The 26,917-nt window shown below is 69.3% G+C and carries 17 protein-coding genes, 1 tRNA gene and 2 pseudogenes; 10 read left to right on the forward strand and 10 right to left on the reverse strand.

All coding sequences use genetic code 11. The annotated features are described in order from the left end of the window. Positions 1-31: 31 nt before the first annotated feature. A pseudogene (locus ACFY1E_RS06760) lies at positions 32-1,329 on the forward strand (FG-GAP repeat domain-containing protein). Positions 1,330-1,359: 30 nt separating this feature from the next. Here the strand turns inward: ACFY1E_RS06760 and ACFY1E_RS06765 are convergent. Then, on the reverse strand, positions 1,360-1,605 hold the full coding sequence (locus ACFY1E_RS06765) for a DUF2283 domain-containing protein (protein ID WP_389072291.1): 246 nt from the start codon (positions 1,603-1,605) through the stop codon (positions 1,360-1,362). A gap of 2 nt (positions 1,606-1,607) precedes the next feature. After that, positions 1,608-8,678, reverse strand: coding sequence for a polymorphic toxin-type HINT domain-containing protein (locus tag ACFY1E_RS06770; RefSeq protein WP_389072294.1), 7,071 nt, complete (start codon positions 8,676-8,678; stop codon positions 1,608-1,610). A gap of 455 nt (positions 8,679-9,133) precedes the next feature. Between ACFY1E_RS06770 and ACFY1E_RS06775 the strand changes: the two genes are divergently transcribed. From ACFY1E_RS06775 to ACFY1E_RS06785, 3 genes are all read left to right on the forward strand, one after another. Beyond that, positions 9,134-15,232: a LamG-like jellyroll fold domain-containing protein gene (locus ACFY1E_RS06775; RefSeq protein WP_389072296.1), complete on the forward strand. Its 6,099-nt coding sequence runs from the start codon at positions 9,134-9,136 to the stop codon at positions 15,230-15,232. 298 nt (positions 15,233-15,530) lie between these two features. Continuing rightward, positions 15,531-17,006: a VCBS repeat-containing protein gene (locus ACFY1E_RS06780; RefSeq protein ID WP_389072299.1), complete on the forward strand. Its 1,476-nt coding sequence runs from the start codon at positions 15,531-15,533 to the stop codon at positions 17,004-17,006. 85 nt (positions 17,007-17,091) lie between these two features. After that, entirely contained in the window at positions 17,092-18,045 is a 954-nt protein-coding gene (locus tag ACFY1E_RS06785; RefSeq protein WP_389072301.1) for a Yip1 family protein, read from the forward strand. 60 nt (positions 18,046-18,105) lie between these two features. On the opposite strand, the gene ACFY1E_RS06790 is transcribed toward ACFY1E_RS06785, so the two are convergent. The 3 genes from ACFY1E_RS06790 to dcd form a co-directional block, all read right to left on the reverse strand. After that, complete coding sequence (locus ACFY1E_RS06790; RefSeq protein WP_389072303.1) at positions 18,106-18,519, reverse strand: VOC family protein; 414 nt, start codon at positions 18,517-18,519, stop codon at positions 18,106-18,108. A gap of 81 nt (positions 18,520-18,600) precedes the next feature. Then, positions 18,601-19,110, reverse strand: coding sequence for a phosphoribosyltransferase (locus tag ACFY1E_RS06795; RefSeq protein ID WP_389072305.1), 510 nt, complete (start codon positions 19,108-19,110; stop codon positions 18,601-18,603). A gap of 5 nt (positions 19,111-19,115) precedes the next feature. Further along, the gene (gene dcd, locus ACFY1E_RS06800) at positions 19,116-19,691 is read right to left on the reverse strand and encodes a dCTP deaminase (protein WP_123966424.1); all 576 of its coding nucleotides are present in this window, start codon (positions 19,689-19,691) and stop codon (positions 19,116-19,118) included. Between the two features lie 505 nt (positions 19,692-20,196). On the opposite strand from dcd, the gene ACFY1E_RS06805 reads away from it, so the two are divergent. Then, positions 20,197-20,270, forward strand: a tRNA-Gly gene (locus tag ACFY1E_RS06805). A gap of 388 nt (positions 20,271-20,658) precedes the next feature. Beyond that, a complete protein-coding gene (locus ACFY1E_RS06810) occupies positions 20,659-21,732 on the forward strand; it encodes a hypothetical protein (RefSeq protein ID WP_389072308.1) in 1,074 nt (357 codons plus the stop codon). Positions 21,733-21,780: 48 nt separating this feature from the next. On the opposite strand, the gene ACFY1E_RS06815 is transcribed toward ACFY1E_RS06810, so the two are convergent. The 5 genes and pseudogenes from ACFY1E_RS06815 to ACFY1E_RS06835 all read right to left on the reverse strand — a co-directional run bounded on the left by ACFY1E_RS06815 (position 21,781) and on the right by ACFY1E_RS06835 (position 24,760). Next, positions 21,781-22,260, reverse strand: a complete 480-nt coding sequence (locus tag ACFY1E_RS06815) for an ASCH domain-containing protein (protein WP_389072310.1) — start codon at positions 22,258-22,260, stop codon at positions 21,781-21,783. After that, positions 22,257-23,117, reverse strand: a complete 861-nt coding sequence (locus ACFY1E_RS06820; RefSeq protein ID WP_389073384.1) for a hypothetical protein — start codon at positions 23,115-23,117, stop codon at positions 22,257-22,259. The genes ACFY1E_RS06815 and ACFY1E_RS06820 overlap by 4 nt, the downstream gene beginning before the upstream one ends. A gap of 250 nt (positions 23,118-23,367) precedes the next feature. Beyond that, a pseudogene (locus ACFY1E_RS06825) lies at positions 23,368-23,523 on the reverse strand (anti-sigma factor antagonist); the annotation flags it as partial. A 365-nt stretch (positions 23,524-23,888) separates the two neighbouring features. Beyond that, positions 23,889-24,158 carry a hypothetical protein gene (locus ACFY1E_RS06830; protein ID WP_358597924.1) on the reverse strand — a complete coding sequence of 90 codons (270 nt, stop codon included), beginning with the start codon at positions 24,156-24,158 and terminating at the stop codon, positions 23,889-23,891. A 5-nt stretch (positions 24,159-24,163) separates the two neighbouring features. Next, positions 24,164-24,760 (reverse strand): DUF5994 family protein, encoded by a 597-nt coding sequence (locus tag ACFY1E_RS06835; RefSeq protein WP_389072313.1) that lies wholly within the window; start codon positions 24,758-24,760, stop codon positions 24,164-24,166. A gap of 295 nt (positions 24,761-25,055) precedes the next feature. Between ACFY1E_RS06835 and ACFY1E_RS06840 the strand changes: the two genes are divergently transcribed. The 4 genes from ACFY1E_RS06840 to ACFY1E_RS06855 all read left to right on the forward strand — a co-directional run bounded on the left by ACFY1E_RS06840 (position 25,056) and on the right by ACFY1E_RS06855 (position 26,904). Further along, positions 25,056-25,412 (forward strand): PRC-barrel domain-containing protein, encoded by a 357-nt coding sequence (locus tag ACFY1E_RS06840; RefSeq protein WP_389072315.1) that lies wholly within the window; start codon positions 25,056-25,058, stop codon positions 25,410-25,412. Between the two features lie 36 nt (positions 25,413-25,448). Further along, complete coding sequence (locus tag ACFY1E_RS06845; RefSeq protein ID WP_389072318.1) at positions 25,449-25,619, forward strand: hypothetical protein; 171 nt, start codon at positions 25,449-25,451, stop codon at positions 25,617-25,619. 27 nt (positions 25,620-25,646) lie between these two features. Continuing rightward, positions 25,647-26,201, forward strand: coding sequence for a SpoIIE family protein phosphatase (locus ACFY1E_RS06850; RefSeq protein WP_389072320.1), 555 nt, complete (start codon positions 25,647-25,649; stop codon positions 26,199-26,201). A gap of 334 nt (positions 26,202-26,535) precedes the next feature. Further along, positions 26,536-26,904 (forward strand): STAS domain-containing protein, encoded by a 369-nt coding sequence (locus tag ACFY1E_RS06855; RefSeq protein WP_351472800.1) that lies wholly within the window; start codon positions 26,536-26,538, stop codon positions 26,902-26,904. Positions 26,905-26,917: the final 13 nt, after the last annotated feature.

Genomic DNA, 26,917 nt, shown 5'->3' on the forward strand with positions numbered 1-26,917 from the left:
GGCGTTGTCGACGGTGCTGACGAGGTGGACGGTGCGCGTGCGAAGAAACTGGGCTGCGGTTACGGCATCGGTGAGCGGCTGTCTCCTTCTGCTCGCCGCCTGCGGCCCCGGCGGGGACGGCGGAGCCGCCCGCCCCACGCCCGTCCGGATCGCGGACGCCCCGGCCAAGCTGCCGATCCCTCGCGGCAAGGGCAGCAAGACCCCCGACGACTTCAATGGCGACGCGGGCACCGCGACCTCGTCCTCGACACGCTCGTGAAGGCCCAGAGCCACGCCGACGACGCGGGCATCGGCGTCGTCTACGGCAGCGCGCGCGGACTCACCCCGGGGGCACGGCAGTTGCTCGGCTCCGCCAGGTACGCGGCCCGCACCAAGGGCCGGCTCCCCCACGTCTTCGACGCGGAGGCGAGCTGCGACCTCGACAGGGACGGCTTCACCGACCTGATCGTCTCGACCGACCCGCCCTACGACGGCCAGGGCCGCCCCCCGGTCCCCCTCCAGGTCCTCTTCGGCTCCCCCGGCGGACTGACCCACGCCGTCACACTCACCGTCCCCGCCGTCGCCCGCTTCGGCAACGACTGGCCCGACCGGCCGGTGTGCGGTGACTTCGACGGCGACGGCGCCCAGGACCTGGTCCTGCACGCGTCCGGGGAGCAACTGAGCTATCTGCGCGGCCCGTTCAGCCGCAGGGGCACCCCGCACGAGGCCGGTGCCCCCGTCCCGGCACCGGGCGAGGTCCCCACGGGCCCCGCGGCCGACGTCAACCGCGACGGCTACGACGACCTGGTGGTCCGTGCGGCGGAGGGCCAGAGCAAGGCGACCGTCGTCCTCGGCGGTCCCGCCGGCCCCACCCGCACCGGCACCGTCCTGCCCGAGGGCCTCGACGTCGCCCTCGGCCGCTTCGGCAGGGGCGCCGCCCTCGACGCGGCGGTCGGCACCCCGGACGAAACGTTGCTGCGCTACGACCTCCCGACCGCCGCCCGCGCCACCCTCCGCTCCCCCGGCTCCCTGCTCGACGCCGCCGACCTCGACGGCGACGGCCTGAGCGAACTCGTCTCCAGCGGCCCGGGACTTCGGGTGTTCCGAGGCCGTACGACGGGCCTGTCCACGGCGGGCACGGTGACCGTGGAGCCATCGGCCCGGGGGACCACCCAGGTGCTGGCGGTCGGCGACTGGGACGGGGACGGCCGGGCGGACCTGGCCGTGCGGACATACCGGGGCGAGACGAAGGACACGGTCGCCGTCTATCCCGGCAGGAAGAAAGAGCTCCTGACGGCGAAGCCGACGGTCACCTTCTCGACGTCGGAGTTCCTGGCAGCGGCCAACTGACCTCACATCGGCCCCAGAAGGAGGCCTCGTTCATCCGGTGTCCGTGTCGAGCCGCTTCGCGTGGTCGAGCAGGTACGGGGGCACCTTCGAACGAGCCGCCAGCACCTCCACCCCGATCAGCCGGCCGTCCTCGTCGAAGTCGAGGTTGATCATGCCGCCCACCTCGACGGGATCGCAGGGATACATGCGCGCGACCGCAGGCTCCGATCCCGGTTCGGCGAAGGAGATGTACGCCGCGTCCGCCTGCCCGTCGTAGGTCACCCTGACGTCCGCCATGGTCACTTCGCTTCCCGGAGACGGTTGATGTAGGCCTGATCGACGTTGGTCATGACCGTGTTGACGTTGCCGTCGACGGTCTTGGCGACGAATATCTTCGAATCCGGGTCATAGTAGCCAATCTTGTACTGGTCATCATGTTTGTAGGAGAAGGGTGTTCTCTCCAGCACGGCCTGGGCGTCCTCCTCGGAGACGCCGCGTTGCTGCAGACGCTGCACGGCATGGCGCGTGAAACCGCCGGCACCGACGGTCTCGTCGGGAACCTCTCCCCGGGCCACCGCGTCCCAGGCCGCCTCGCTCTCCGAGGCGACCGCCTCGCCGGCGGCCTCGCCGCGGGGCACGGCCGGCTCTCCCCAGTTGCAGTAGCACTCGTCCGCGTGCTCGGAGATGCCGCAGGAGTTGTGCACCAGCACCGGGGTTCCGTCGGCCATCACGTAGTACGTGTGAAGCTCCTGGACGGTGAGGTTGTACATCTCCGCGGCCCCGGGGCGGACGGTGACCGCGTCGATGCGCAGGTGGCCACCGGTGGGGGTGACGAGGGCATGCCCCGGCTTGATTCGGCCGGCCGGGATCCAGGCGTGGAGGGTGGCGTCCCAGAACGGGTGGCGTGAGGTGGTGTGGAGGGTCGTCCGGTGGCCGTCGGTGCCGCGGATCGTGACGTCGACCAGGTCGTCGTCGCGGTGGACCAGCCGAGCGGTCACCTTGCGGGAGCCACGGTGCTTCCCGGTGGCCGGGTCCGCGCTCTCCACCCGGTCACCGGGTTTGATCCTGCCGATCGGTTTCGTCTTGCGGTCGGCCATCAGGACCGGTGTCTTCGGATCGAAACTGCAGAAGGGAACGCCCTCCACCGCTGCCTGCATGGCGATTCCGGCAGCCAGGTCACCGAGTGACTGGCACAGGCTCACGGCCTCGCAGGGATTGCTCGGGACGTTCTTGATGTCCGTCCAGTTGTGGTAGAAGTGCTGGAATCCCTGGCAGGAACTGGTCCACAGCGAATCCTCAGCGGTGCAGCGCTCCCGGAAGTAGAGTTCGACGTTCCGCACCGGGGAGAGGTCCGCACGGTAGGTCCCATAGTTGACCATCATGTTGACGGTGGGCACGGGATGGGCCGAGTTCCACGACTTCAGAAGCTTCATCGGCGGCAGATAGCCTTCGTCTCCCGGTGCGTCATAGCTGGTCCCGTCGTAATCCTTCGACGCAGGGTCGTTGTGCGACTTGTACGGTCCGTATTCGCCGTTGCTGCCGGAGCAGAAGTGCGGGTAGCACGACTCCAGGCCGGTCGGGTCGGCGGAGGCGACGGGGTTGTCGGCAGCGTAGGTGTAGCCGCCCAGTTCCTGCGGGTTGGTGGCCTCCAGCACCGGGTCGACGCTGATGAAACTGCCCAGTGCCGGGTCGTACTTACGGGCTCCGACGTCGGTGTAGCCGGTGCTCTTGTCCTGGGGTTTGCCGAGGTAGGAGTGGGTGGGGTCGGGCCAGGCAGTGGTGTTGGCGCCGGTGCGCGGCTGGCCGTAGGGGGTGTACTCCTCTCGGGCGACCTGCTGAGTGGTGGCGTCCATCGCCAGGGTGGCCGTGCCGTGCGGGTCGCTGAACAGGTACTTCAGCCCACCGCCCGGGAGGCTGGAGCGTACGGCCACGGGCACGCCGGTGCCGCCGTGGCTGTAGGTGCGGACGGCGCCCAGCAGGACGTTCGGAGTGGCAGTGGTGTCGACGACGATCTGGGTGTCGCCCGCGAAGAGGGTGGTCTGGCCGGGGTCTCGGCGGATGAGCTGGTTGCCGTCCGCGTCGTAGAGGTACTTGGTGGTCGTGGGACTCGCGCCCGTGGTGTCCACCTGGGCGAGATGACTCTCGTCGTCCCAGGTCAGGGTCTGGCCGGGGCCGGTGGTGGGGGTACGGGTGTGCAGGTTGCCGTCTTCGTCGTAGGTGAAGCCGGTCGGGTTGGTGCCGCCGGTGGTGGCGGTGAGGGTGTGGGGCTGCGCGCCGGTGCGGTTGCAGCCCGCGGTGCAGCCGTCGGTGTAGGTGGTGGTGGCCGTTGTGCCGGAGCCGCCGGTGGCGTGGTCGACGCTCTGGTGGCGGTTGCCGATGGCGTCGTAGCTGAAGGACTGCCAGTAGGAACCGGCCGTCTTGGCGAGGCTGGTGGAGGTCGGCGGGTTTGCGGCGCAGTTGTCGTTGGCGGTCCAGGCGTCGGTCAGCCGGTCCAGCGCGTCGTAGCCGTAGCACTGCTGGTCGGTGACGGTGTTGCCGGTCTCCGACTGCTGGTCGGTGGTGGAGGTCGGGTTGCCGGAGGCGTCGTAGGTGTACTTGGTGTCGTCGACCGTCGGTCCCGGCGCCTGGGTCCGCGAGATCAGACGGTCGGTCAGGCGGCGCGTCTGGTCGTCGTAACTGAAGGTGGCCCAAGCCGGGTTGGTCGAGGCGCCGAGGGTGACCTGGGACTGTTCGCCGTAGTTCGTGTAGACCGTCCCGGCGACGTAGATGTTGGCGCTGCTACTCGTCTTGATCGGGTTGCCCAGCGTGTCACGGCCGTAGGTGATGACCTCGCTGTTCAGCCCCTGGGTACGCGGGTCGGTCTGCGTCGCCGGCAGCTGGTCCCTGATGGTGTAGGTGAGGGTCGTGGTGTACGTCGAGGGCAGCGGTGCCTCCGACGCGGGCAGGGTGATCCTGGTGCCGGTCGGTTTGCCGAGGCTGGTGTAGCCGGTGGTGGCGACGGTGTAGCCGCCGGTCACGCCCTGGACGTAGCGGGTGGAGGAGGTCGGCAGGCCGATGCGCAGGGTGTCGTAGGTCCAGGAGGCGAACTGGAAGTCGGACTTCGCGTGGTCGGTGGCGGTGAGCTTGCGGCCCAGGAGGTCGTAGGTGTAGTCGAGTTCGACCTGCTTGGCGTCGGTGGCGGAGATCAGGTTGCCGGCGTCGTCGTACCCGTAGCTGCTGCTGCCCGCGTCCGGGTCGGTCTGGGACTTCTTGCGGCCGAGCAGATCGAAGCCGAACTTCCACACCGTCTTGTCGGGACCGGTGATCTGGGTCTGCTGTCCGGCGGCGTTGTAGCCGTAGGTGGTGGCCGAGGTGGTGCCGCCGGTGGCGGTGAAGCCGGTCGCCGCGGTCCCGGTCAGACCGGGCGGGGCGGTGTACTGGTCGAGTTCGGTGGTCTGGCCGCGGGCGTTGACGACCGTGGTGGTGGCCACGCCGCCCTTGGGCGGCACGACGGTGGTCCGGTCTCCGGTGGTGGCGGTGGCGGTGGACCGGGTCCTGGCTCCGTCGTGCTCCTCGGTGACCAGGTCCGCGCGGCCCTGTCCGTCGTAGTCGGTGACGGTGGTGTCGGGGATGGAGACCTGGGAGACCGAGACCAGCTTGCTGCCGGGGCTGCCGCCCACGTTGTAGGCGTTGTTGGTGACGACCTTCCAGCCGTGCGAGTCGTACTGGGTGTCCGAGACCGTGGTGCTGGAGTTCTCCGCCGTCGCCTGTGTCTGCAGCGGGCGCAGCATCGCGTCGTACAGCGCCTCACTGGTCTTGTAACTGCCGTCGTCCAGAAGCGTGTTGGAGGCGACGACCGAGGGTGCCGACTGGGACAGGGTGTAGCTGTAGGTCATGTTCGCCGGCGCGCTGTTGGCCTTGATCTCGTTGGGCAGCCACACTGCGGTCTGCCGGCCGAGGGCGTCGTAGGTGAGAGAGGTGAGCAGGCCGGCCGGGTCCGTCTTGGAGACGGGCACGGCCCGTGCCGGGTCCAGGGTGTTGCCGGCCACCTGGCAGTCCTTGGACGAGGTGGTGACGGCGGAGCAGTCCACACCGGGCGTGACCTGGGTGATCGTGGTGGAGCCGGTGGGAAGCGCGCCGGTGGCGGGCGTGTAGGAGGTGAAGACGGTCTGCGCGAGACTCTTGCCGTCCGGCGAGGTGGACTTGGGGGTCCGGGTGACCTTGGTGACGCGGCCGTAGGAGTCGTACCTGGTGGCGGCCTCGTCGACGAAGGCGGTCGCCGCTGCGCCGCTCGCGGCCGACGCCTGCTGGACGAGGGTGACGTCACCGGTCTTGGGCAGGGCGGGGTTCTGCTGCCCGTCGCCGTCGTAGGCGAAGGGGTTGGTGTCGTACGACGTCCTGGAGTCGGAGATCAGGGTGCCGCCGGGGTTCGCGCCGGCGACGGAACAGTCCTGGGCGGTGGTGATGGTCTCGGCGGGCAGCACCAGGGTGGCCGGAGTGCCGGTGAGGTAGCGGGTGTAGGTGCACTTCGCGACGTTGTCGCTGTCGGCACTCTCGCCCCGGTCGTCGACCTGCACCGGCATACCGGTCGTCGACTTGCCCAGGGTCGTGTTGTAGAAGGTGTCGGTCTCTGTCCTGCGCCAGCCGTACGAGACCGCCTGCCGCGTCAGCGTCTTGGCGGGGCGGACCATCAACGCCGTCAGGTCGGGCAGTCCGCTGCGGCTGCGGCTGGCCGTGGGGCCGATGATCGTGGGCACGCTGACGACGGCCTTGTCCAGGCTGCCCGTGGCACTCGTGTAGGTGTCCGTCTCGAAGGTCTGGCCCGCCAGGGCGTTGTCGTCGGCGACCGAGGTGGCGCCGTCCTGGCTGGTCAGGTCGGGCACCGAGCGGGTCTTGCCGCCGGGCAGGGTGTCGCCGTTCATGCCCAGGAAGTAGTACGTCTTGGTCAGCGTCCTCTGGTCGTGGACCTTGACGCCGTCGGTGAGGTGGAAGACGTTCGGGTCACCGGTGGTGACGTCCACCTCCGGATAGCCGCGGAACTGGCCCCAGGTGCGGTTCTTGGCCTTGACGAGCTCGTTGTCGTCGTAGCGCCATCCGGGATTGCCCTTGTAGACGTAGTCCGTCTCCAGCTCGGGCTGGGTGCCGTCCTGGTAGGAGTTGTTCGGGTCGATGGTGACGACCGAACCCACCTTGTACTTGTAGAACCAGTCCATCCACGGCGCCGGCTGACCGTCCGGTGTCCAGTACACCGGGAAGCAGGACAGGGTGTTGGTGGAGGCGAAGGTCTTGGCCGCCGCGTCGTTGGGGTCGTTCGGGTCGCTCGCCGGCGCGCTGGAGCAGTCCGGGCGGTCGTAGCTGACGGTCGTCTGGGCGCCGGTCTCCGTGGTGACCGTCTGGATCCGGTCGTGGTACATCAGCGGCATCTGCGGGATCGTCCCGACCCGGTTGGGCAGCTGCAGCGGCGGGTCGAAGCTCACCGCCGGGGTCGAGGTGCTTCCCGAGGCGCCGCCCAGGGTGTCCAGTCCGGTGTGCTGGACGGAGTCCAGCCACAGGGTGGGGGCGTGGTCGCCACCGTCGGGGAAGGACTGGACGAAGCTGTACTTGTCGACCTGCTTGGTCGCACCGCCCACCTGGACCTGGGTGGTGATGGAGGTCAGGCGCTTGCGCGTCCAGAAGCTCGGGCCGTGGTTGGTGCAGTTCGTCGAGCCCGAGGTGCAGTTGAGGTCCACGGGGACGTCCGGCCAGTAGGCCGCGTTGGCCACGGTGAACTGGCTGTCCGCGCAGGTGTTGCCGGACGGGGTGCCGGGGATGCAGCGCTCGGCGGTGGCGAAGAGGACCTGCTCCGGGGCGGTGCCCGAGTAGATCGTCGAGGACGTCATGCCGTAGTCGATCCGGGACAGGGTGCCGCCGCGGACGTACGACACCGCGGTGTCCTTCATGTCCGCGCCGTAGTAGCCCGTTTCGGGCGAGTAGTACCAGGCGGTGGCGTTGCCGTGGGTGTCGACGACGTAGTCCAGGTTGAACCGGTAGCCGAGCGTGCAGGCGGTGGCGGCGAAGTCGGTGCTGTCCGGGCAGTCGGAGACACCGCTGTGCGCGTGGTAGACCGGCTCGGTCCACACGGACCTGGTCTCGTCCTTGCCGCTGGTCCATCCCGGCAGGCGGTTGCGGCCGAAGAAGTACTGCACTCCGCCCTCGGTGACCTTGAAGTACTCGCCGTTCGCCGTGCCGTTCGTGGCGTCGGTCAGGTCCTCGATCCTGGTGCCGGCGTCGTCCTCGGCGGGGCGGAAGGTCTTGGTCGTGGCGTCGTAGACGATGTCGGTGGACTTGCCGTTCAGTGACAGGGTGAGGATCTGCCCCGCCCAGCACTGGTCGCCGTCGTTCTTCGGTGCCCCGGACGCCGAGTCGTCCTTGCAGGACTTGTAGGTGCGCTCGACGTAGTTCTCGGTCGAGGCCCAGCCGTCGCCCAGCCAGGAGGACTGGTTGTTGGTCCCCTCGGTGCGCGCGTCCTGCGTGGAGGAGCTGTAGGAGAGGTCGACGTTGGGGACCGCGCCGCCGATCGCAGGTGGCACCGAGATCGGATAGCTGTAGGTGAACGCGCCCGTGTTCCCCGAGGTCGACCAGGAGCCGCCCGGCGACAGGCTGGTCGCCGAGTAGTCACCCGAGGAGCCGGAGGTGCCCGAGGTCGCAGCCATCACCACCGTCGCGCCGGACGCGGCGGTCGCCGAGCTCGACAAGCCGGCGGCATCCGCCATCAGCGGCGCCGGGCCCCCCACGGTGACCTGCGCGGACAGCGGTGTGCCGGGGGTGGTGCGCACGGGGGTCTGCGCCTGGCACCTGGCCAGCTTCGGCGTGGTCAGTGCGCAGGCGGGAAGCCGGACCAGGTGCAGGCGGGAGGCGAAGTCGCCGCCGAAGGCGTAGCGGAACGACGAGTCGTCCACCCGCAGCGCGATCCTGCCGCCGCCGGGAGAGGTGCGGTGCAGGGTGAAAAGGAGGCCGTGCACACCGGCGGCGCGCGCGGTCTTCTGGTCCAGCACCGACACCCGCACCTGCTGCGAGCCGATGACGCCGGCCGAGTGCGGCTGGGCGTCGGCGGCGCCGAGCAGGACGGGGGTGGATCCGGCCCGCACCTGCGGCGCCCTGACGCCCGCGGGGGCAGCCAGGGCCGGCAGGGTCACCACGGCGTCGGCCGCCGCGGGAAGCTTCGCGTGCCCGGTGGGATCGAAGTGCTTGAACCGCTTGGGGGCGGAGTGCCGCTCGGGTGTGGCATGGGTGAAAGGGATCCGCTTGTCGCGCGGCACGGCGGGAGCCGTCACCTGCGGCCCCGCGGCAGGAGTCGCCGTGGCCACTCCTGCGGGCAGCAGGCCCACCACCAGGACACCGGCCGTCGCCACTGCCGTGCGACGGACCCCCCGGGCGCCCCAGGCAGCCCAGCCGCGTCTCCATCTCGATGTCCGCGCCACGATGCTTCCCCTCCCCCTGCTCAAATCGCCCAACGTCCAGCACATGTGGCGATTCGAGTGCATGACAGAGCGGAGGCGCAGCTCATTCCGGCCCCCCGCGGATCATCACGCTAGGTCCTGAGTTCGACACGGCATGCAAAGGATCTCCATAAGAAGAACAAAGGAATCACCCGAGCGGGAACGCAAGTTGATGCACATGCGTCAAAAGCGGACCTCGAACACCCCTTGGACCATCCGTTGTTGATGGACCCGGCTCACATCGGCCCACAGAATGCACTGCGGCGCGGGCCCACGGGGGGACCGCCTGAGACCCGCGAAGGATCCCAACCTCCATGCCCGCCTTCCGCACACGCATGCGCATGTCCCGACGCCCCAGGTCCAGACCCGTGGCCGTCACCGTCGTCGCGGCCCTGGCCGCCGGATCGCTGGGTGCGGCGGTGCCCGCCCACGCGGCGCCCGCCGCGCCCACCCGCCCGTCCCACCCGAGCACCCACCGGCCCGCCGCGCGGCGCCTGAACGCCACCGAGTCGGCGTCCGCCCGGGCCAAGGCCACCGGCAGGCCGGTCACGGTCGAGCAACTCACCGACACCGGCACGGTGGTGGTGGCCAATCCCAACGGCACCTTCACCCGCACCGACTCCTCGATGCCGCAGCGCACCCGGCAGCACGGGAAATGGGTGCCGATCGACACCACGCTGGTGCGGCAGGCGGACGGGACCTGGGCGCCCCGGGCCGCCGTCACCGGGGTGACGTTCTCCGGCGGCGGTTCCGGCGCGCTGGTCACGATGAGGAGCGGCACGGACCGGCTGGGGTTCTCGTGGCCCGGCACCCTGCCCGCACCGGTCATCTCCGGTGACACGGCCACGTACCCCGAGGTGCTGCCCCAGGTGGACCTGCAACTGACCGCGGACGCCTCCGGCTACTCCTCGATGCTCGTGGTCAAGTCCCGCAAGGCGGCGGCCGATCCCCGTCTGCAGAGCCTCGCGCTCGGCACCACGTCGGCCAACCTCGAACTGACCGCCACCCGCGACGGCGGCGCGCAGGCCAAGGACAGGCGCACGGGCGAGACGGTGTTCCACAGCGACACCGCGCTGATGTGGGACAGCGCCGGCCGCAGGACCGGCCCCTCCTCCCTGGCCCGCACGACCACCGACACCGCCGCACGGGCCGAGCACAAAGCGGCCGCCGAGGTCGGCAGGCATCGCGCCCAGGTCCGGGTGACCCTTCGGCACGGCAGGCAACTGCTCGGCCTGGACCGGAAGTTGCTCACCGACAGAAGCACCGCCTACCCGGTCTACGTGGACCCGGAGTGGAGCGGCAGGCCCTCCCAGCTGGACTGGGCACGGATCTCCGACAACGGATGGAACGTCTACAACTCGACGTCCACCTCGGGGTCGACCAACGCCCGTGAGGGGTGGGACAACTCCACCCCCGGCAACGGCGAGCGGGCCCGCACGTACTACCAGATGAACACCAGCGGCATCAAAGGCGCCGTGGTCACGCACGCCTCGCTGTATGTGAAGCAACTCTCCGCCGCCTCCTGCTCGGACACCCCGGCCGCCGTCTACGGCACCGACCGCCCCGCCGGCTGGAGTTCCTCCTCGCTGTACTGGGGCCACGAGCCCGGTGGGCGCACCGGCTCGCTGGGCACCAACCCCAAGAGCCACGAAGCCGGCACCTGCCCGGTCACCGACGGCGCCAACTCCTGGGTCAGCCCGCCGTCACTGGAGTTCGACGTGACCTCCCGGGCGCAGAGCGCGGCGGCCGGTGGCTGGAAGAGCATGACGCTGATGGTCCAGTCGCCCGACATGAACGACGCCACGCAGTGGAAGCAGCTCGCCTACGGCGGCGGCGCCACCATGTCGGTCACCTACAGCTACCGCCCCAAGCTCAAGAACGGCACCGGCACGCCCGCCGTCAAGCCGTCCACCGTGAGCATGGGCAAGACGATGACCACCACGCACACCCCGACGCTCTCCGCGCGTGCGGTCGACCCCGACCTGGCCGGCGGCAGCGAACTGGTGCGCATCGACTACAACGTCTTCAACTCCTCGGGCACCCTGATCCACCAGGGCTTCGGGCCCAGTACGGACTCCAAGAAGCGGGCCCGCTACAACACCAACGGCAGCGACTGGACCACCCCGAGCCTGCCGGACGGCACCTACACCTGGAAGGCCACCGCGCAGAACGCGGCCGGTTACTGGGTCGGCCCCGGCTCCGGTGTCTGGACCAAGACGCAGACCTTCACGGTGGACACCAGCGCACCCCCAGCCCCGACCGTGACCTCCAGTCAGTTCCCGGCCAAGCAGATCGGCGCCGCCTTCGGCGACAAGGGCACCTTCACGCTCGGCAACAACCACACCAACAACATCACCGGCTATCTGTTCGACCTGGACGGCACGCTCGGCAACACGGTCTACAGCAGCAGCGTCACGCACTGGACCACCGGTACGAAGATCACGCCGGGCAAGGTCTACTACGTCACCTCCGACAACGGCCCCGGCACCGGCACCTCGGTCGTCAACGGCAGCGCCTCCCCCGCCTTCGCCCCCGGCACGGCGGGCCCGCACACGCTGTACGCCAAGGCCGTCGACCAGGCCGGCTCGACGTCCGTCACCCAGACGAGCTACGCCTTCTACGCCGGCACGAGCACCCCGACGTACGCCTACGGCGACAAGATGATCAGCGGCTGGACGGCGACCAACACCGACGGCACGACCACCGTCGTACCCAAGGCGACCACCACGTCCAAGGGCGGCCAGCTGATCAGCCAACCCGCCTACAGCGGCTACGAGTTCGCCGACGGCTACCAGGCCATGCTCGCCAACAAGAGCACCACCTCGAAGGTGGCCGCCGGTGACAGCGCCACCTTCTCCTTCGACATCCCCAAGGACGGCCCCTGGAGCTTCGGGGTCAATCTGACCAAGGGCAAGGACTACGGCATCTACGGCCTGGTCCTGGACGCGGGCAAGCCCACCCAGGCCACGCTGATCAGCGGCCTCGACGCCTACAACTCGTACACCACCACCCGCTTCGTCAACCTCGGCATCCCCAAGGACGCGAACGGTCAGCTCCTCACCCTCAAACAGGGCATTCACACACTGACCCTCACCCTGACCGGCAAGAACCCCTCCTCGACGGGCTACCAGGCCGGCATCGACGTGCTGCGCCTCGCTCCCGCACTGAGCTGCGCGATCAACAGCACCGGCAGCTGCCTGAACAACACCGCCACCAGCACCTTCACCACCACGACCAGCACCGCCGACGCCGACGGCTCAGGCAACAGCATCAACTCCGGTGATCTCACCGGCACATCCGGCTGGCAGAGCGGCAAGTCGGTGACCGTCGACGGGGCGAGCATCGCGCTGCCGAAGTTCGGCACGGGCACCTACGACAACATGCTGGCCTCCGGGCAGACGGTCACCGTGCCGGGCAGCGGCGCGGTGAACAGCGGCGGCTCCGTGGTCTTCCTCGTCTTCGCCACCGGCGGTGCGGCCAAGGGAGCCACCGGCTCCATCACCTACGCCAAGAACAACTGCATCGACCCGGCCAATCCGGCCGACCAGTCGTACACGCTGGACACCGTGCCCGACTGGATCAGCGGCCCCGCCTCCGCGGCCTCGCTGACCCTGGTCCACGAGAACCACAGCAACAACACCCAGACCAGCCCGGCTTCCGGCCCGAAGATCTACGCGGTGAGCGTCCCGCTGCAGTGCCCCGGCTCGGTCGTCAGCAGCATCTCCCTGCCGCTGTTCACCAACGGCGTCCAGGCCGGCCAGCCCACGCTGCACGTCCTGGGCCTGGGCTTGCGTCCGGTGACCGTCACCGGCAGCGGAACCAGCGCCCAGCACTGGGTCGGCACCTGGTCCTCCGTCCAGGACACCGCCAAGGTGCAGTTGTCCAGTGGCAGCACAGCCTCCGTCAGCGGGCAGACGCTGCGTGTCCCGGCACACGTCAGCATCGGCACCGACGCCGGCAACGGCGTGCGCATCCACCTGTCCAACGCCCTCGGCGCCGGCCCGGTGACTTTCGACGCGGCCTCCGTCGCCCTGCAGGACGGCACGGCGGGCGGCGCCACGGCGGCCGCGGCCCCAGTGCCGCTGACCTTCGGCTCCCCCACCACCACCGCCATCACCATTCCGGCGGGCGGCGACGTCACCAGCGACCCGGTGACGCTGACGGTGCCGCAGCAGGCGACCGTCCTGGTCAGCCTTCAGGTCCACGGCTCCGTCTCCGCCATGCCGGGCCACGCCGCGGCCCGGACCCCCGTGTGGGTCAGCGACGCGGCCAACCGCACCGGTGACACCGCGGCCGCCAGGTTCACGCAGACGACGTACACCGGTCTGCCGTACATGGCCGGAATCGACGTCACCACTCCGGTCTCCGCCCCCACCGGCTCACTGGTCCTCTACGGCGACCAGAGCGTCAACGCCGACACCGCGAGCGGCGACGGGCGGCACCACCTGAGCGACGCCATCACCAACGCCATCGTCAGCGACCCCAACGGGGACGACACCGTCGACTACGGCATCCTCAACGCCGGCACCAACAGCACCAGCCTGAACAACAACCTGCTGCCGCAGGGCACCTACAGCGACACCCCGACCAACGCCCTCAACCCGGTGGACCGCAATGTGCTGGCCCAGGGCAACGTGCGCACCGTACTCGTCTCCACCGGCGCCGCCGACCTGCTCAACTGCACCGGCACGGCCGACACCTGCGCCACCGGCGTCGAGAAGGGACTGGCCGCGCTCAACAGCGAGTTGAGCGCGTACTACACCGACGACGGACAGACCTTCGTCAACGGGCAGCCGGTCACCCAGAACTCCAACATCACCGTCTACCTCACCACCATCCCGCCGTTCACCGCCGCCCACGCGGGCACCGCGACGCAGGAGGCCGCACGTGAGCAGGTGAACGGCTATCTGCTCGACAACTTCCCGAGCCAGGTCATCGACTTCGCCGCGGCGGTCTCCACCGACGGCACGGCCACCTCGTCGACCGTGAAGGCGGCGGACCTCTCCACCGGCAACCCGTCGAACGCGTACTACGACGACCTCGCCGCCCGCTACCTCAACGACACCAACACCCAGGTCGTCGGCATCGCGCCGAACATGATCGTCCCCGAGGCCACCGGCAGCGACACCCCCGACAACGAGTGGGAGGTGGCCACCGACGGCACGGACGCACGCGGCGACAACCCGTTCACCGCGGTCGGCGGCGCGACCTTCGGTTCGACCGGAGCCGACGCGGTCAACGCCCCGGTCACCGCCACGCACTTCGACGGCAGCACCGGATTCCTGGAGAGCGACCACACCGCCGTCAACACCCTCACCGACTACACCGTCTCCGCGTGGGTGAAGCTCGACTCGGCGGACAACCCGGCCACCGCCATCTGTGAGGGCACCAGCCAGCACCAGGCGTTCTACATCGGATACGACCGGGGCAACAAGGGCTGGATGTTCCAGACCACGACCACCAACGACGACAACGCCGACTTCCCCACCGCGGAAGGAGACGCGGGCACCGGCGTCCTCGGCACCTGGACCCATCTCCTGGTCACCTACACCGCCCCCGTCGACGGAGACGACGGCACGGGCACGATGTCGATCTACCAGAACGGCACCCTGATGGGGACCGCCACCAACCCCACCCCGCAGTACGACTCCTCCATGCCGCTGACCGTCGGCGGCTGCGTCAACAGCCCCGACGCGACCTCGCCGTACAACGCCTTCCCCGGCTCGGTGTCCGATGTGCGGGTCTACCCGTACGCGATGACCGCGAGCGACGCGGGCGCGAACAGCGTGATCGTCCCGGCCGGCTGGGACAAGGGCATGCCCGAGGACGAGTGGAAGCTGGCCGGGGACGGGACCGACAGCGCCTCCCTCAACCCGTTCACCGCCACCGGCAGCGCCACCTACGGCACGGACGCGCCGAGCGGGCTGTCCGGCAGCGTCGCCTTCGACGGCAGCACCGGCTTCCTCAAGAGCAAGCAGAGCGCGGTGAACACCCTCGGCGACTACACCGTCTCCGCCTGGGTGAAGATCAACTCAGCGCTGGGAACCGCCGCCCTCTGCCAGGGAACCACCACCCACCAGGCGTTCTACCTCGCCTACGACAAGAGCAACCAGGGCTGGATGTTCCAGACCACCACCAGCAACGATCCGAGCTCCGACTTCCCCACCGCGGAAGGAGACACGGGCACCGGCAAGATCGGCACCTGGACCCATCTGGTCGCCACCTACAGGGCACCGGTCGCCGGGGACCCCAGCACCGGAGTGATGGCCCTCTACCAGAACGGCAGCCTGATGGGCACGGCCACCAACCTCAGCCCCCAGTACGACTCCTCCCTGCCCCTGACCATCGGCGGCTGCGTCAACAGCGCGGCGGCCACGACCCCGTACCTGGCCTTCCCCGGCTCGGTCGCCGATGTCCACGTCTACCCGCGGACCCTGACGGCGACGGAGGTCGGCGCACTGCACTGACCCCGCGGCAACCCCGGTGCCCCGCCCCTCCCACCAGGAGCGGCGGGGCACCCTCGCATCCACCGTGGCGCCAAGGGCGCCAGGCTCCGGCCGCGCCAGTCACAGCAGCCACAACGGCCACAACGGCCACAACGCTTTTCCGAACTCACGTACAACCCTTACGGCCCGATGCGGGTCTCCTGATCGCCGACCGACCCATGAACCCGAGGACAACTCCCGGCGAACCCGGGTCGGCTCGCACCCCACCGACTGCGGATGCCCGCCAGGCATCCCCCGCATGCCGCAGGAGAAAACCCGCATGCACAAGCCTCTGCGACTCGCCCTCGCGTCGGCCACCGCCGTCGCTCTGACGGGCGGTCTGCTCACGTTCTCGGCCGTGAACGCCACGGCCGCGGACTCCACCCACGTCCCACAGGCCGACTTCAACGGCGACGGGATCGGCGACGTGGCCTTCTCGGCCTCCGGCGCCTATGTGAACGGCCTGAAGAACGCCGGCCAACTGGTCGTCCTCTACGGCACCTCCACCGGCCTCTCCTCCGCCAAGCGCACCACGCTCAGCCAGAACAGCGCCGGAGTCCCCGGCGCCTCCGAGGCCGGCGACGCCTTCGCCTCGGACACCGCGTACGCCGACTTCAACGGCGACGGCTACGACGACCTGGCGGTCAGCTCCCCGCACGAGAAGGTCGGCACCGACGCCGACGGCGGCACCCTCGCGATCCTCTGGGGTTCCAGCGCCGGCCTCACCGGCAAGGGCGTCACCGTGTCCGACCCGGCCCCCTCCAGCCACGACCTCTGGGGCAAGAACCTCGCGGCCGGCGACTTCGACGGCGACGGCAAGGCCGACCTGGCCGTCGGCAGCTCCGCCTCCACCATCTACGTCTTCAAGGGCGGCTTCAGCTCCACGGGCACGCCCGGCGGCCGCTACACGATCAAGCCCGCCATCCAGAGCGGCGGCGGCGCCCAGGGGCCCCTCAACCTGACCGCCGGCGACATCAACGGGGACAAGCGCACCGACCTGGTCGTCGACGGCTTCGAGACACAGACCGCCTACGGCTGGAACCGCAACTACTACGTTCCCGGCACCGCGAGCGGCCTGAGCGTCGCCTCCGCCAAGGCCCTGAAGCCCGGCGTGATCACCGCCATCGGCGACATCAACGGCGACGGCTACGGCGACATCGTCAGCGGCGCCAACTGGGACGCCACCACCTCCGACGGCACGACCATCCCCGACTCCGCCAAGGGCGGCAAGGTCTGGGTCACCTACGGCACCGCCTCCGGCCCCGGCACCTCCACCGGCATCACCCAGGACACCGGCAACGTCCCCGGCTCCTCCGAGTCCAGGGACATGTTCGGCTACGAGCTCGACCTGGGCGACATCAACGGCGACGGCTTCCTCGACCTGGCGATCGGCGTCGCCGGCGAGGACCTCGGCAGCAACGCCGACACCGGTGCGGTCACCGTCCTCTACGGCACCTCGAGCGGCCTGGACACCACGTCCGGAGCCCAGTCCTTCGCCCAGTCCACCCCGGGCGTGCCGGGCGACGACGAGGACGGCGACATGTTCGGCCTCGACCTCAAGCTCGACGACGTCACCGGCGACGGCAAAGCCGACCTGACCGTCGGCTCCGCCGAGAACAGCGGCGACGGCGCGGTGACCTACCTGCCCTCCGACGGCACGAGGATCACCGCCACCGGCTCCCGCGCGATCACCCCGAACACCTCGGGCGTCTCGACGACCGGCACCCCGTACTTCGGCGCCAACTTCGCGGACTGACCCGCCCCCTACGGGAGCCGGGCCCTCACCCTCGGGCCCGGCTCCTCCTTCTCCCTAAGGGATCCCCTTACCGTCCCCTTAAGGGATGTCACAGCTCGGCAGCAAACCCGGGCCCGAACCACCGGGCCCTGCACCTCGATCTCCGGGACCAGGTACGTTCGAAGACGTGGCTGGATTCAGGATCGGACGCGGCGCCCGTAACAACGGGGCTCCGCAAACGCGACCGCAACAACCCCCGTACGGACAGCAGGGCCCGTCGTACGGCCGACCCGCGGCACCGCAGTACGGGAACGCCGGCGGCCAGTGGCCGCAGGGCAACGGCGGCGGGTACGGCGAGCCGGAGTACTTCGGTGACGGCGGCGCCTACGCACCGCAGGGCGGCCCGGACCCGTACGCGGCCAACAACCCGGGCCACACCCAGGCGTTCACGGTCGGCGAGGACCCGTACAACCAGGGCGGCACCTACCGCGCGGGCTCGGCCCCGGCGGCCCCCGCAGGCCCCCGCCTGCACTGGAAGGACCTCCTGAGGGGCATCGTCCTCTCGCCCGCCCAGACCTTCCTGCAGATGCGGGACTACACGATGTGGGGCCCGGCCCTCATCGTGACCTTCCTCTACGGCCTGCTCGCCGTCTTCGGCTTCGACGGCGCACGCTCGGACGCGATCAACGCCACCCTGGCGAACGCGGTGCCCATCGTCCTGACGACGGCCGTCGCGCTGGTCCTCTCGTCCTTCATCCTGGGCGTGGTCACCCACACCCTGGCCCGCCAGCTCGGCGGCGACGGCGCCTGGCAGCCCACGGTCGGCCTCTCCATGCTGATCATGTCCCTGACCGATGCGCCCCGTCTCGTCTTCGCCATGTTCTTCGGCGGCAACGCGACCTTCGTCCAGGCCCTGGGCTGGGCGACCTGGGTCGCGGCGGGCGCGCTGCTGACGATGATGGTCAGCCGCTCCCACGACCTGCCCTGGCCGAAGGCCCTGGGCGCCTCGGCGATCCAGCTGATCGCCCTGCTGTCGATCGTGAAGCTGGGCACGTTCTGACACACGCGTACGACACAAAGGGCTCCCGGCGCACTGCCGGGAGCCCTTTCCGTCGGGCGGCTAGTCAGCCGCGCCGGGCCAGGTCGGGCCCTGGTCGGTCCAGATGGCGCCCTTGTTGCGGCACAGGCAGAAGGGGTGGCCGAACGGATCGGTGTAGACCTGCCAGCCGTAGCCGTCGGGGCCGATGAAGTCCTGCCTCAGCGTCGCGCCGAGGTCGAGGACGCGGCGCTGCTCGGCCTCGATCTCGTCCACTTCGAAGTCGAGGTGGAACTGCTTGGGGTGCTCACCGTCGGGCCACTGCGGAGCGCGGTAGTCGTCCACCCGGATGAATGCCAGCTCGATCGCGCCGAACTGGATGCCGGCCCAGTCCTCGGAGCTGCCTTCCTTGATCGGACGGCCCGTCACCTCGGAGTAGAAGGCCGCCAGCTTCATCGTGTCCGGGCAGTCGATGATGAAATCGGTGAGTCGCAGCATCCCGCGATCTTGGCACAAGCTCGCACCCGCCTTCGGGACAGGCGCTGAGCAGCTCCGCTGAGGTCTTTGCAGAGCAGCAGGTCAGAGTGCTTCCTTCGACGGGGTGACCGGCTCCCCCGACTTGCGCACCACGGGCAGGACACTCCACGGGAAGTTGATCCAGTCGTCGGTACGCTTCCACACGTACTCGCACTTCACCAGCGACTGCGACTTCTCGTAGACGACGGCGGAGCGGACCTCGGCGACGGTGTCGAGACAGAAGTCGCGCACCAGCTTCAGCGTCTTGCCCGTGTCGGCGACGTCGTCGGTGATGAGCACCTTCTTGTCGGAGAAGTCGATCACGTTGGGAACGGGCGCGAGCATGACGGGCATCTCGAGGGTGGTGCCCACGCCCGTGTAGAACTCCACGTTCACCAGGTGGATGTTCTTGCAGTCGAGGGCGTAGGCCAGCCCACCTGCGACGAACACGCCGCCGCGCGCGATGCTGAGCACGATGTCCGGCTCGTACCCGTCGTCGGCGATGGCCTGCGCGAGCTCGCGCACGGCCTGCCCGAAGGCCTCGTAGGTCAGGTTCTCCCGCGCACTCCCCATTTCACTCACACCTGGGTCCGGTGGAAGTTGAGGTAGGACCGGGACGCGGTGGGACCGCGCTGCCCCTGGTACCGGGAGCCGTACCGCTCGCTCCCGTACGGGAACTCGGCCGGCGAGCTCAGCCGGAACATGCACAGCTGGCCGATCTTCATGCCCGGCCACAGCTTGATGGGCAGGGTGGCGAGGTTGGAGAGCTCCAGCGTCACATGCCCGGAGAAGCCGGGATCGATGAACCCGGCGGTGGAGTGGGTGACCAGGCCCAGCCGCCCGAGCGAGCTCTTCCCCTCGAGCCGCGAGGCAAGATCGTCGGGAAGCGTGATGACCTCGTACGTGCTGGCGAGGACGAACTCCCCGGGGTGCAGGATGAACGGCTCGTCACCCTCGGGCTCCACGAGCCGCGTCAGATCGGCCTGCTCGACGGAGGGGTCGATGTGCGGGTAGCGGTGGTTCTCGAACACCCGGAAGAACCGGTCCAGCCGCACGTCGACACTCGACGGCTGCACCATGGATTTGTCATAGGGATCGATCACCACCCGCCCGGCGTCGATCTCGGCCCGGATGTCCTTGTCTGAGAGAAGCACGCCCTGAGGATACGCAAGGCGCGCGGACCGGCCACAATCCAGCCACCCGCGCGCCCGCTACTGCTCCGCCTAGTACTTCTGCCTCTCAAGGCTGACCGGCACCACACTGCGGAGCCGGGCACACCGTGGGCACCGGAGGAGCCGACCGGGGCCGAGCCGCTCGGCCTGCCGCATCGGGAACGAAGCGGTGCTGAACACGTGCCCATCGGCACAACGGACGACGGTGCGCTCCATCAAGTCCAAGAGTCCCTTCCCCAAGAGCCGCGTCCGGCTACTGATCACCTGACGACAAATGCCACATTACGGGATCAAAGGAACGACTCTCCAGGGGGCTCTCCGACCTCCCCGGACCCTCACCCACCCCTCCACGGTACGCCCCAACTCCGGCCCCCCGCAGCCTCATCGCCCCCCGAAACGCACACGGGCCCCACGGCTTCAGCGCCGGGGGCCGGGGATGAGGTAAGGTGACGATGCGTTCGGACACCGACTCCGGTCGGCGTCTTACGCGGGTGTAGTTTAATGGTAGAACATCAGCTTCCCAAGCTGAGAGCGCGAGTTCGATTCTCGTCACCCGCTCCATAATGAAACCCCAGGTCAGCGGCCTGGGGTTTGTTTGTTGTCTAGTCCAATTCGGGGGCTGCGTGCCCTCCACGTGCCCTAAGTCGAGGTCGAGCGGCCATTACAGGGGTGCTCGGGCGCCACTTTGAGCGACTCCACCCTTGGACGTCTCAAATGGCGAGACGCATTTCGTGTGACCTGCACCACTATTGCATGGGACTCCTGTGAAGTCGCTTACGCAAAGCGGCAGTTCACGGCAGCTACGTGCAGACCACCGCGAGCGATGCCCCACCCGGAGCCGAGGCGGCCGTCCCCGACTCACCCGGTGAGCCCAGCCGCCTCTTCGGGAGCCCCGTTGTCAGCGGTGCTCATTAGGCTTCTTGATGTCACCGACGACAGGAGGCCGCGCATGGCCGGGTTCGAGATCAACAAGCGGGCCATCGAGAACATGCAGCGAGAGATCGCGAAGGAATTCGAGCGCGCGGCCCGCAAGCATCCCATCCGCGTTCCGGTCCAGGTGGATGCTCCAGAGATCCCGTCGGCTTCACCCGTGAACGCAGGCATCGAGAAGGACCCGCATCTCTCGCGTCTACTCGTGTGGCTTGACGATCTGGCTGCCCTCCAGCCAGGAGTGGCCGCTGACGTCTCTTCGTATGTCGACTCGGAAGGACTCCCCTCAGTCGAGGCCAAGACCATGGCGTTGCAGCTGGAGCAGCATGGGCTCGTCGAGATCTCCCGGGACCTCTCCGGCACTGACTCCCAGGTCTTCCTCACCGACGAGGGGACGCTGGCAGCTCAACGGCTGAGGACGCTGCAGACCGACTCGGTCGCACGCTTCGTCCACGCATGCGACGCCTTGCTGTACTGGCTGTTCCAGACCGGTCGCGGTCGAGAACTCGTAGAGGTCATGGCGTTCGTCGAGGCGCCGGGCTCGTACTTCGCGGGCGACTCTCTGTCCGTGGACGAGATCCTCGGCGCGCTGGAGCACCTGACCCGGCGGGGGCTTGTCCACCGGGCAAACGAGGACCCGAGTCCCACGAGTTCGATCAAGGCCGCAGTCTCTGACTCAGGCACTGACTGCGTACTGTCCGGAGGAACAGTGAGCGACTATCTGAGCCGCCAGCAGCGCACCGGCGACACATACAACATCAACAATTCCTCCGGCATCGTCGCCGGGTCCCAACAGAGCGTGGTGCAGAACAACGACTTCGGCTTCGACGCCTCCGCTCTCGCCGAGTTCGCAGCCCTGGCACGGCAGTTGGCCCCGACGCTAGGAGCCTCGTCGGACCAGCACGAAGCTCTGATTCAGGACGTCGAAGTGCTGGAGGAGGCTACCTCGGCCGAGCAGCCGGAGCCCGGGCGGATCAGGGCTGCGTACCTGCGCGTGCATGAGGCTCTGGGCGCGGTCACGACCACGACAGCCGGCCTCACGCTATTGGTGCAGCAGGGGCAGGCGGCGTACCAAGCAGTGTTCGGCGGCTAACGAGCGGCGGAGGGGCTCCCGCGATCAATCGGCTCGGAGCCCCGCCTGCTACGCGTGCACCACATCTGGCAGTGCTTGCCGCAGCGCACTGCCCACGGCGGGCCCAGCCTCTGATACCTGACGAAGTTCAGCACTCTTCAGGTAGCGATAGCTCTGCGGAGGGTGGAAGGTCCCCGCAGCACGCAGCGCGCTGAGCGTCACGGGCTCGTCGAAGGACACGGGGTCCTCCAAGGTGAGACCGCTCGCTTGGGTCGCGCCGTCCATGTAGGCGTCGTACTCGCGTCGAGTGATCCCCGTCTGGGCGCGATGCGCCGACCAGACCTCCTTGGGGGAGGCCACGTGTACCGAGGCGATGCGCGCCATACCCACCAGGGCCATGGTGGGTGCGGTCGCGTAGAGCAGGACGGGCGTTCCGGGAGGCGCGGCGACGCGTTGCCGGCGGACCTCCACCGTCTTGCTGCCGGCCAGGATCGCGGTGGCGAAGCGCGGGTGGACGGACAGCAGCATCGCGCGTTCCGGATCGTTCACGTCTTTCGGTGCCCCTCTTGGTAGACCGCCTGGAACAGCTCGTTGCTGATCTTCGACAGCGAGATCAGCGAGTTCGACGACCAAGGTAGCCCCAGCTCCCTGGCCAGCGAGGCCAATCGCCTCAGCGTCACCGACCTGGGAAAGATCTCGGTGTCCGAGAACCTCAGGGCCATGGCGTGACCTGAGGCGTCAGCGGCTTCTTGAACCTCAGCTCGACCATATACGCTCAGGTGTTCGAATTTCGAGAAGAGGGCATCGGGTGTGTCGATAAGCACCTCGTCCAGCCTCGAACTGCCCACGACCATCTGGCTTTCCACGCCGGCAGGGCCCTCGCTGACGTACCAAAGGAGGCGAGCGGGAACGCTCTCGCCGCGACGCCCCGAGGAACGGTAGTAGACGTGCTCCCTGCTGATGCCGAGAACTTGGCTACGCGGCAGGAGCATCGCCGGGACATTGAACAGTTCGGTGGACCAACGCGGTTTGATCGGCACCAGGAAGGACGGCAGCCCGGAGTCGATGACCTTCGCAGGCCACCAGGCACGTTCCACCACGGCGGCCACCACGGCGGGCATGCCCTTATGCAGTGCGGCCGCCTCCACGGTCAACTCGCGAGCGAGCCCACCAGCCACTGCCTCCACCTCGGCCGCCGTACCGCACACGTTCACCAGGAGGGCCACCAGCCTGCCGTCGTGCTCGAAGAAACCGTCGTTCCCGGCGGCGGCCTTGGCGACCGCGGAGGGGTGCGGATCGGTGATGCGAATGATCTCCGCGCCAGAGTCCCGCCCAAGACGCTTGAGCAGGAAGAGGAGTTGCCTGGCCAGGGTCTCTTCGAGCGCGTGGTCTGCGGTGCGGAGCACCGGGACGATCAGCGTTCGCCCGTCCAGCGCCCATGCGTAGAGAGCGACCGGGCGACCTTCGCCATCCCGCAGGAGCTGCCGGCGCCATACAACCGTGTCCGTATCCAGGGACCGCAAGCGCTCGGCGAAGGCCGAACCGTCGTCCCCACCAGACTGATTGAAGAACGCGACCAGTTCGTCCTCCGGTGGCCGTCCGGTGTGCCGCGAGGAAGGCGTTGAGTCCGCCGGCGTCGCAGAAGGTGGCCGCCGTGAGATCGACGTCGACGTAGCGGACGCCGTCGAGCACGCATGCCGCCACTGCGGTGCGTACGAGCGGGGCGGTGGCCGTGTCGATCTCTCCTGCGAGGGTGATCAGGGTGCGGTGGCTGCGGTCGTGCCGGTGGACTTTCAGCTGGGGTAGGGGCATGGCTCCTCGGTTCGGGGTGCCCGTCGCGGCGTACCGCCGATGCGGGGATGTACGTGGTGAGGAGTGAACGGCCGGTCCGGCAGCCCGAGTCGGGGAGGGCGGTGGTGGATCGGCCGTTCGGAGATGTGCCTGGCGATCGGACGGAAGGTCCGCACCCGGCGGGCATCGTGTCCTGAAGGGTTACCGTCCGGGGCGCGGACGGCGCTGTCGGAAGCCTGGTCGGCTCGGAGGGAAGCAGGACACGGAAAGACCCCGGCCTGTCAGGAGCGGTGCGGCGGCCGGGGTCCCGGGCTGCGGGCTGTGCGCATCAGTTGGTTCGGTTCGCCCGTTCGGTGACGGGCGGGGAGTGCCTGCCGGAGACGGGCTCACCCGGCTCCGTCACGGGTGCGGCGCCGGGGCCGGAGCCGCCCGCGTCCGCCGTCGCGATGGTCGCGGCGGCGGCCGGCGCTGCTCGTCCCCACCCCGCCGCGGGCCTTCCGCGGAGCCGACGCGGCCGGTCCCGCGACAGGCGTTCCGGAGCGGCCGTAGTGGAATGCGGCGATGCGGTCGCCGTGCTGTGCGCCGAGCAGATGGATGAGGAACACCCCGAGAGCGATCATCGCGAGGATCACGAGCACCGTCACGAACGTCTCCACGACCCTCACCTTCCCATCGGCTGATGCGGCAGCGCCTCGGTCACGGCCGGGATCCGTGGACGTGCGACCGGATCGCGGGCCGCATGTCCTCCTTCGGAGACCCAGACCGCCTCGACGGCCCGGTCGGTCTCGGACACCGTCCGCAGGCGCGCCGCCTCCTCCATCAGCCGGCTCGCGGTCGACGTGCCCAGTGGGTCGCTCGCGGCGGACATCAACCAGGCGGCCGAGACGGGAGTCGTCTGCGGCGGGACCACGAGGAGGTTCCAGCGGCCCGTGCGGTAGGAGAGCAACAGCAGTTCATGCGGGTCCTGCTCGGCCAGGAACCAGCCCACCTTCACCACATGCCCGGCGACGGGCACCTTGCGCGGGACGACCGGCCAATGGGTGGGATTCACCGTGACCCGGGTGATCCGCCCCCACAGCGGATCCAGCACGTCGGTCAGGGAGGGGAGTTCCGCCACCAGATCGCGGGAGCGGGGCCACCAGGCGCCGTCCAGCAGAGCCGGTGCGGAACCGACGGGAGCCAGGGACAGACGGACGGAGGACGAGGAGGAACGGTCTTCCGCTTCGGCTGTCGGCGGGAGGGAAATGGTCGCAGTCATGACGCGAACCCTGCCCCGGGCCGGCCGTAACCGGCCCGGCATATTCGATCGCCGAAAACGTCACAAGCATGGAAGCCGGTGCGCGAAATATCCTCGGTGATTTCAGCGTACTCCTCGGACAGGCTCAACGGACCGTTCGGTCGGCGGAGGAACGACCCGGTGCGCAGCTGGGCCTCGGACGCCGTAGTGCCCGCAGAAGCATCCAATGACGGCAGGGTTTTTGGGTCATACGATGACATGTGGGTCAGCCGAGGCCGTCGTACCACCGGCGGAGCGCGCAGACAGGGAGCAGGGCATGATCCGTGCGGCCGACATCCGTGAGTGGCGCGACCATGCCGTGGTCGACCCGAAACAGCGCAGGATCGGCGTACTCGAAGCGGTCTATGTGGACACGGCCACCGACGAACCGGCCATGGCCACCGTCCGGACCGGACTGCCCACCCGTCACCGACTGGTCTTCGTCCCCGTCCACGACGCCGTCCTCGGACCCGGCTATGTGAAGGTCTCCTACGACAGGGGGCAGGTACGGAAGGCTCCGTCGATCGGAACGGACGACGTGCTGCCTGCCGAGCAGGAGGAAGAGATCTTCCGGCACTACGACATGACGTACCGGCCGGGAGCAGGGGGCGAACGTCAGCTCGCGCGCCGCTGACCCCGCAGGCGCGGCCCGGAGGAGGTGATCGGATTGATGGCGCTGTTCCTTGTCCTCGTCCTCGTGGCCGTCGTGCTGGGAATCATCGGTGCGGCAGCGAACGGCCTGGGCTATCTCCTGGCCATCGGCATCGTGCTCTTCGTCGCCGACATGGTCTTCTTCGCGGTGCGGCTGTCCCGGCGCGCCAGACGGCGTCCTGTCCGCTGACGGCCGCCATGACAGGAGGGCGGCACGGTGGAGGGTGCGGGAGGTGAAGGGGCGATCGAGCAGGGTTTCTGGCGGCAGGTCGTCGAGCAGCTGAGCACCGCCCTGATGGTGGTGGATCCGGCCGGACGGATCCTGGCCGTCAACCCTGCCGCCGAACGGCTGCTGGGCCGGACCGCCCGGGCGATGCGCGGGATGGACGCGCACGAGCTGCTACACCGGGATGCGGACGGCAGCACCCTCCTGAGGGAGCTGTGCCCGCTGCTCCAGGCGCTGGCCGAGAGGGTCGGTCGTGGGCCACGATCTGACCACGGCGGCCGGGATGGCCCAACTGCACGGCATCCTGCGGTCCCTGGCCTGGCCCGACGCCACCCTGCCCCTGCCGCCACCCTCCTCCTCTACACCGACGGGCTGATCGAGATCCCCGGCAGCGACCTCGACACCGGCCTGGGCCGGCTGCGCCGCCACGCCCTCGCGCTCGCCACCGCACCGTTGGACACGCTGTGCGACGAACTGCTGGCCCGGATGCCGCCCGGCAGCACCGACGACGTGGCCCTCCTCGCCCTGCGTCTGCCTGATTCCTGATCGCGGAAAGACACGAGTGAACCGCTCCGCGGAGGTGTGCGCTCGGCCGGGCAGGGGACTTGGTGTACAAGGCGGGTTTCAGCAGCGTTCCCCTGGGGACTGGCCCCGCCCAGGCTTCTCCGGTTCAGCCAACGTGCTGGGGGAGCCGAACGGCCGGGGTGACGAGAGGGTGCGGAAAACCGGGCCCGGCCGCCGCCCCGCCGCGCGTGTGCGCGGCAGTACGCTGGGTGCACGGCCGCCCGTGCCCCCGGCCCTCTCCGTGCAGCACCGTTCCGCGCAACAGAGGCCCTGCGCAAGGCGAAAGCCACTCCACCGACAGAGGAGATGGGCGCGAATGAGCCCGTATCCCGATCTGTTCGACGAGTGCCATGTGGTCCGGGCCGGCGGTGAGCTGGACGTGACGACCGCGCCGGCCTTCGCGCACGACCTGGAGGCCGCCCGGTGCGACGGCGGGCCACCCTTCCTCATAGTCGACCTGCGCGGCGTGACCTTCATGGACGGCAGCGTCCTGGATCCGCTGTGCGCGGCGTGGCACGACTGCCGCCGGCGGGGCGGATGGGTGCGCGTCGTCCACGTCCGGCCGGGCACGACCCTCCTGTTCCGGGCCTGCGGCCTGCTGGCCCGTTTCCCCCGGTACGCCAGCCCCCGGGACGCCTGGCGGGGCATACCCGCCGGCCGCACGGCACCGGACCGGCCCACATGAGGTGCGACGGCGG

The sequence above is a fragment of the Streptomyces sp. NPDC001604 genome (genome assembly GCF_042893475.1).
Classification (GTDB): domain Bacteria; phylum Actinomycetota; class Actinomycetes; order Streptomycetales; family Streptomycetaceae; genus Streptomyces.

What these genes read in the sequence shown, in the direction of transcription:
- ACFY1E_RS06790 (WP_389072303.1), bottom strand. Translation starts at nt 18,519, where the DNA reads ATGCTGCGACTCACCGATTTCATCATCGACTGCCCGGACACGATGAAG.
- ACFY1E_RS06810 (WP_389072308.1), top strand. Translation starts at nt 20,659, where the DNA reads ATGGCCGGGTTCGAGATCAACAAGCGGGCCATCGAGAACATGCAGCGA.
- ACFY1E_RS06765 (WP_389072291.1), bottom strand. Translation starts at nt 1,605, where the DNA reads ATGGCGGACGTCAGGGTGACCTACGACGGGCAGGCGGACGCGGCGTAC.
- ACFY1E_RS06840 (WP_389072315.1), top strand. Translation starts at nt 25,056, where the DNA reads ATGATCCGTGCGGCCGACATCCGTGAGTGGCGCGACCATGCCGTGGTC.
- ACFY1E_RS06785 (WP_389072301.1), top strand. Translation starts at nt 17,092, where the DNA reads ATGTCACAGCTCGGCAGCAAACCCGGGCCCGAACCACCGGGCCCTGCA.
- ACFY1E_RS06780 (WP_389072299.1), top strand. Translation starts at nt 15,531, where the DNA reads ATGCACAAGCCTCTGCGACTCGCCCTCGCGTCGGCCACCGCCGTCGCT.
- ACFY1E_RS06835 (WP_389072313.1), bottom strand. Translation starts at nt 24,760, where the DNA reads ATGACTGCGACCATTTCCCTCCCGCCGACAGCCGAAGCGGAAGACCGT.
- ACFY1E_RS06845 (WP_389072318.1), top strand. Translation starts at nt 25,449, where the DNA reads ATGGCGCTGTTCCTTGTCCTCGTCCTCGTGGCCGTCGTGCTGGGAATC.
- ACFY1E_RS06795 (WP_389072305.1), bottom strand. Translation starts at nt 19,110, where the DNA reads ATGGGGAGTGCGCGGGAGAACCTGACCTACGAGGCCTTCGGGCAGGCC.
- ACFY1E_RS06855 (WP_351472800.1), top strand. Translation starts at nt 26,536, where the DNA reads ATGAGCCCGTATCCCGATCTGTTCGACGAGTGCCATGTGGTCCGGGCC.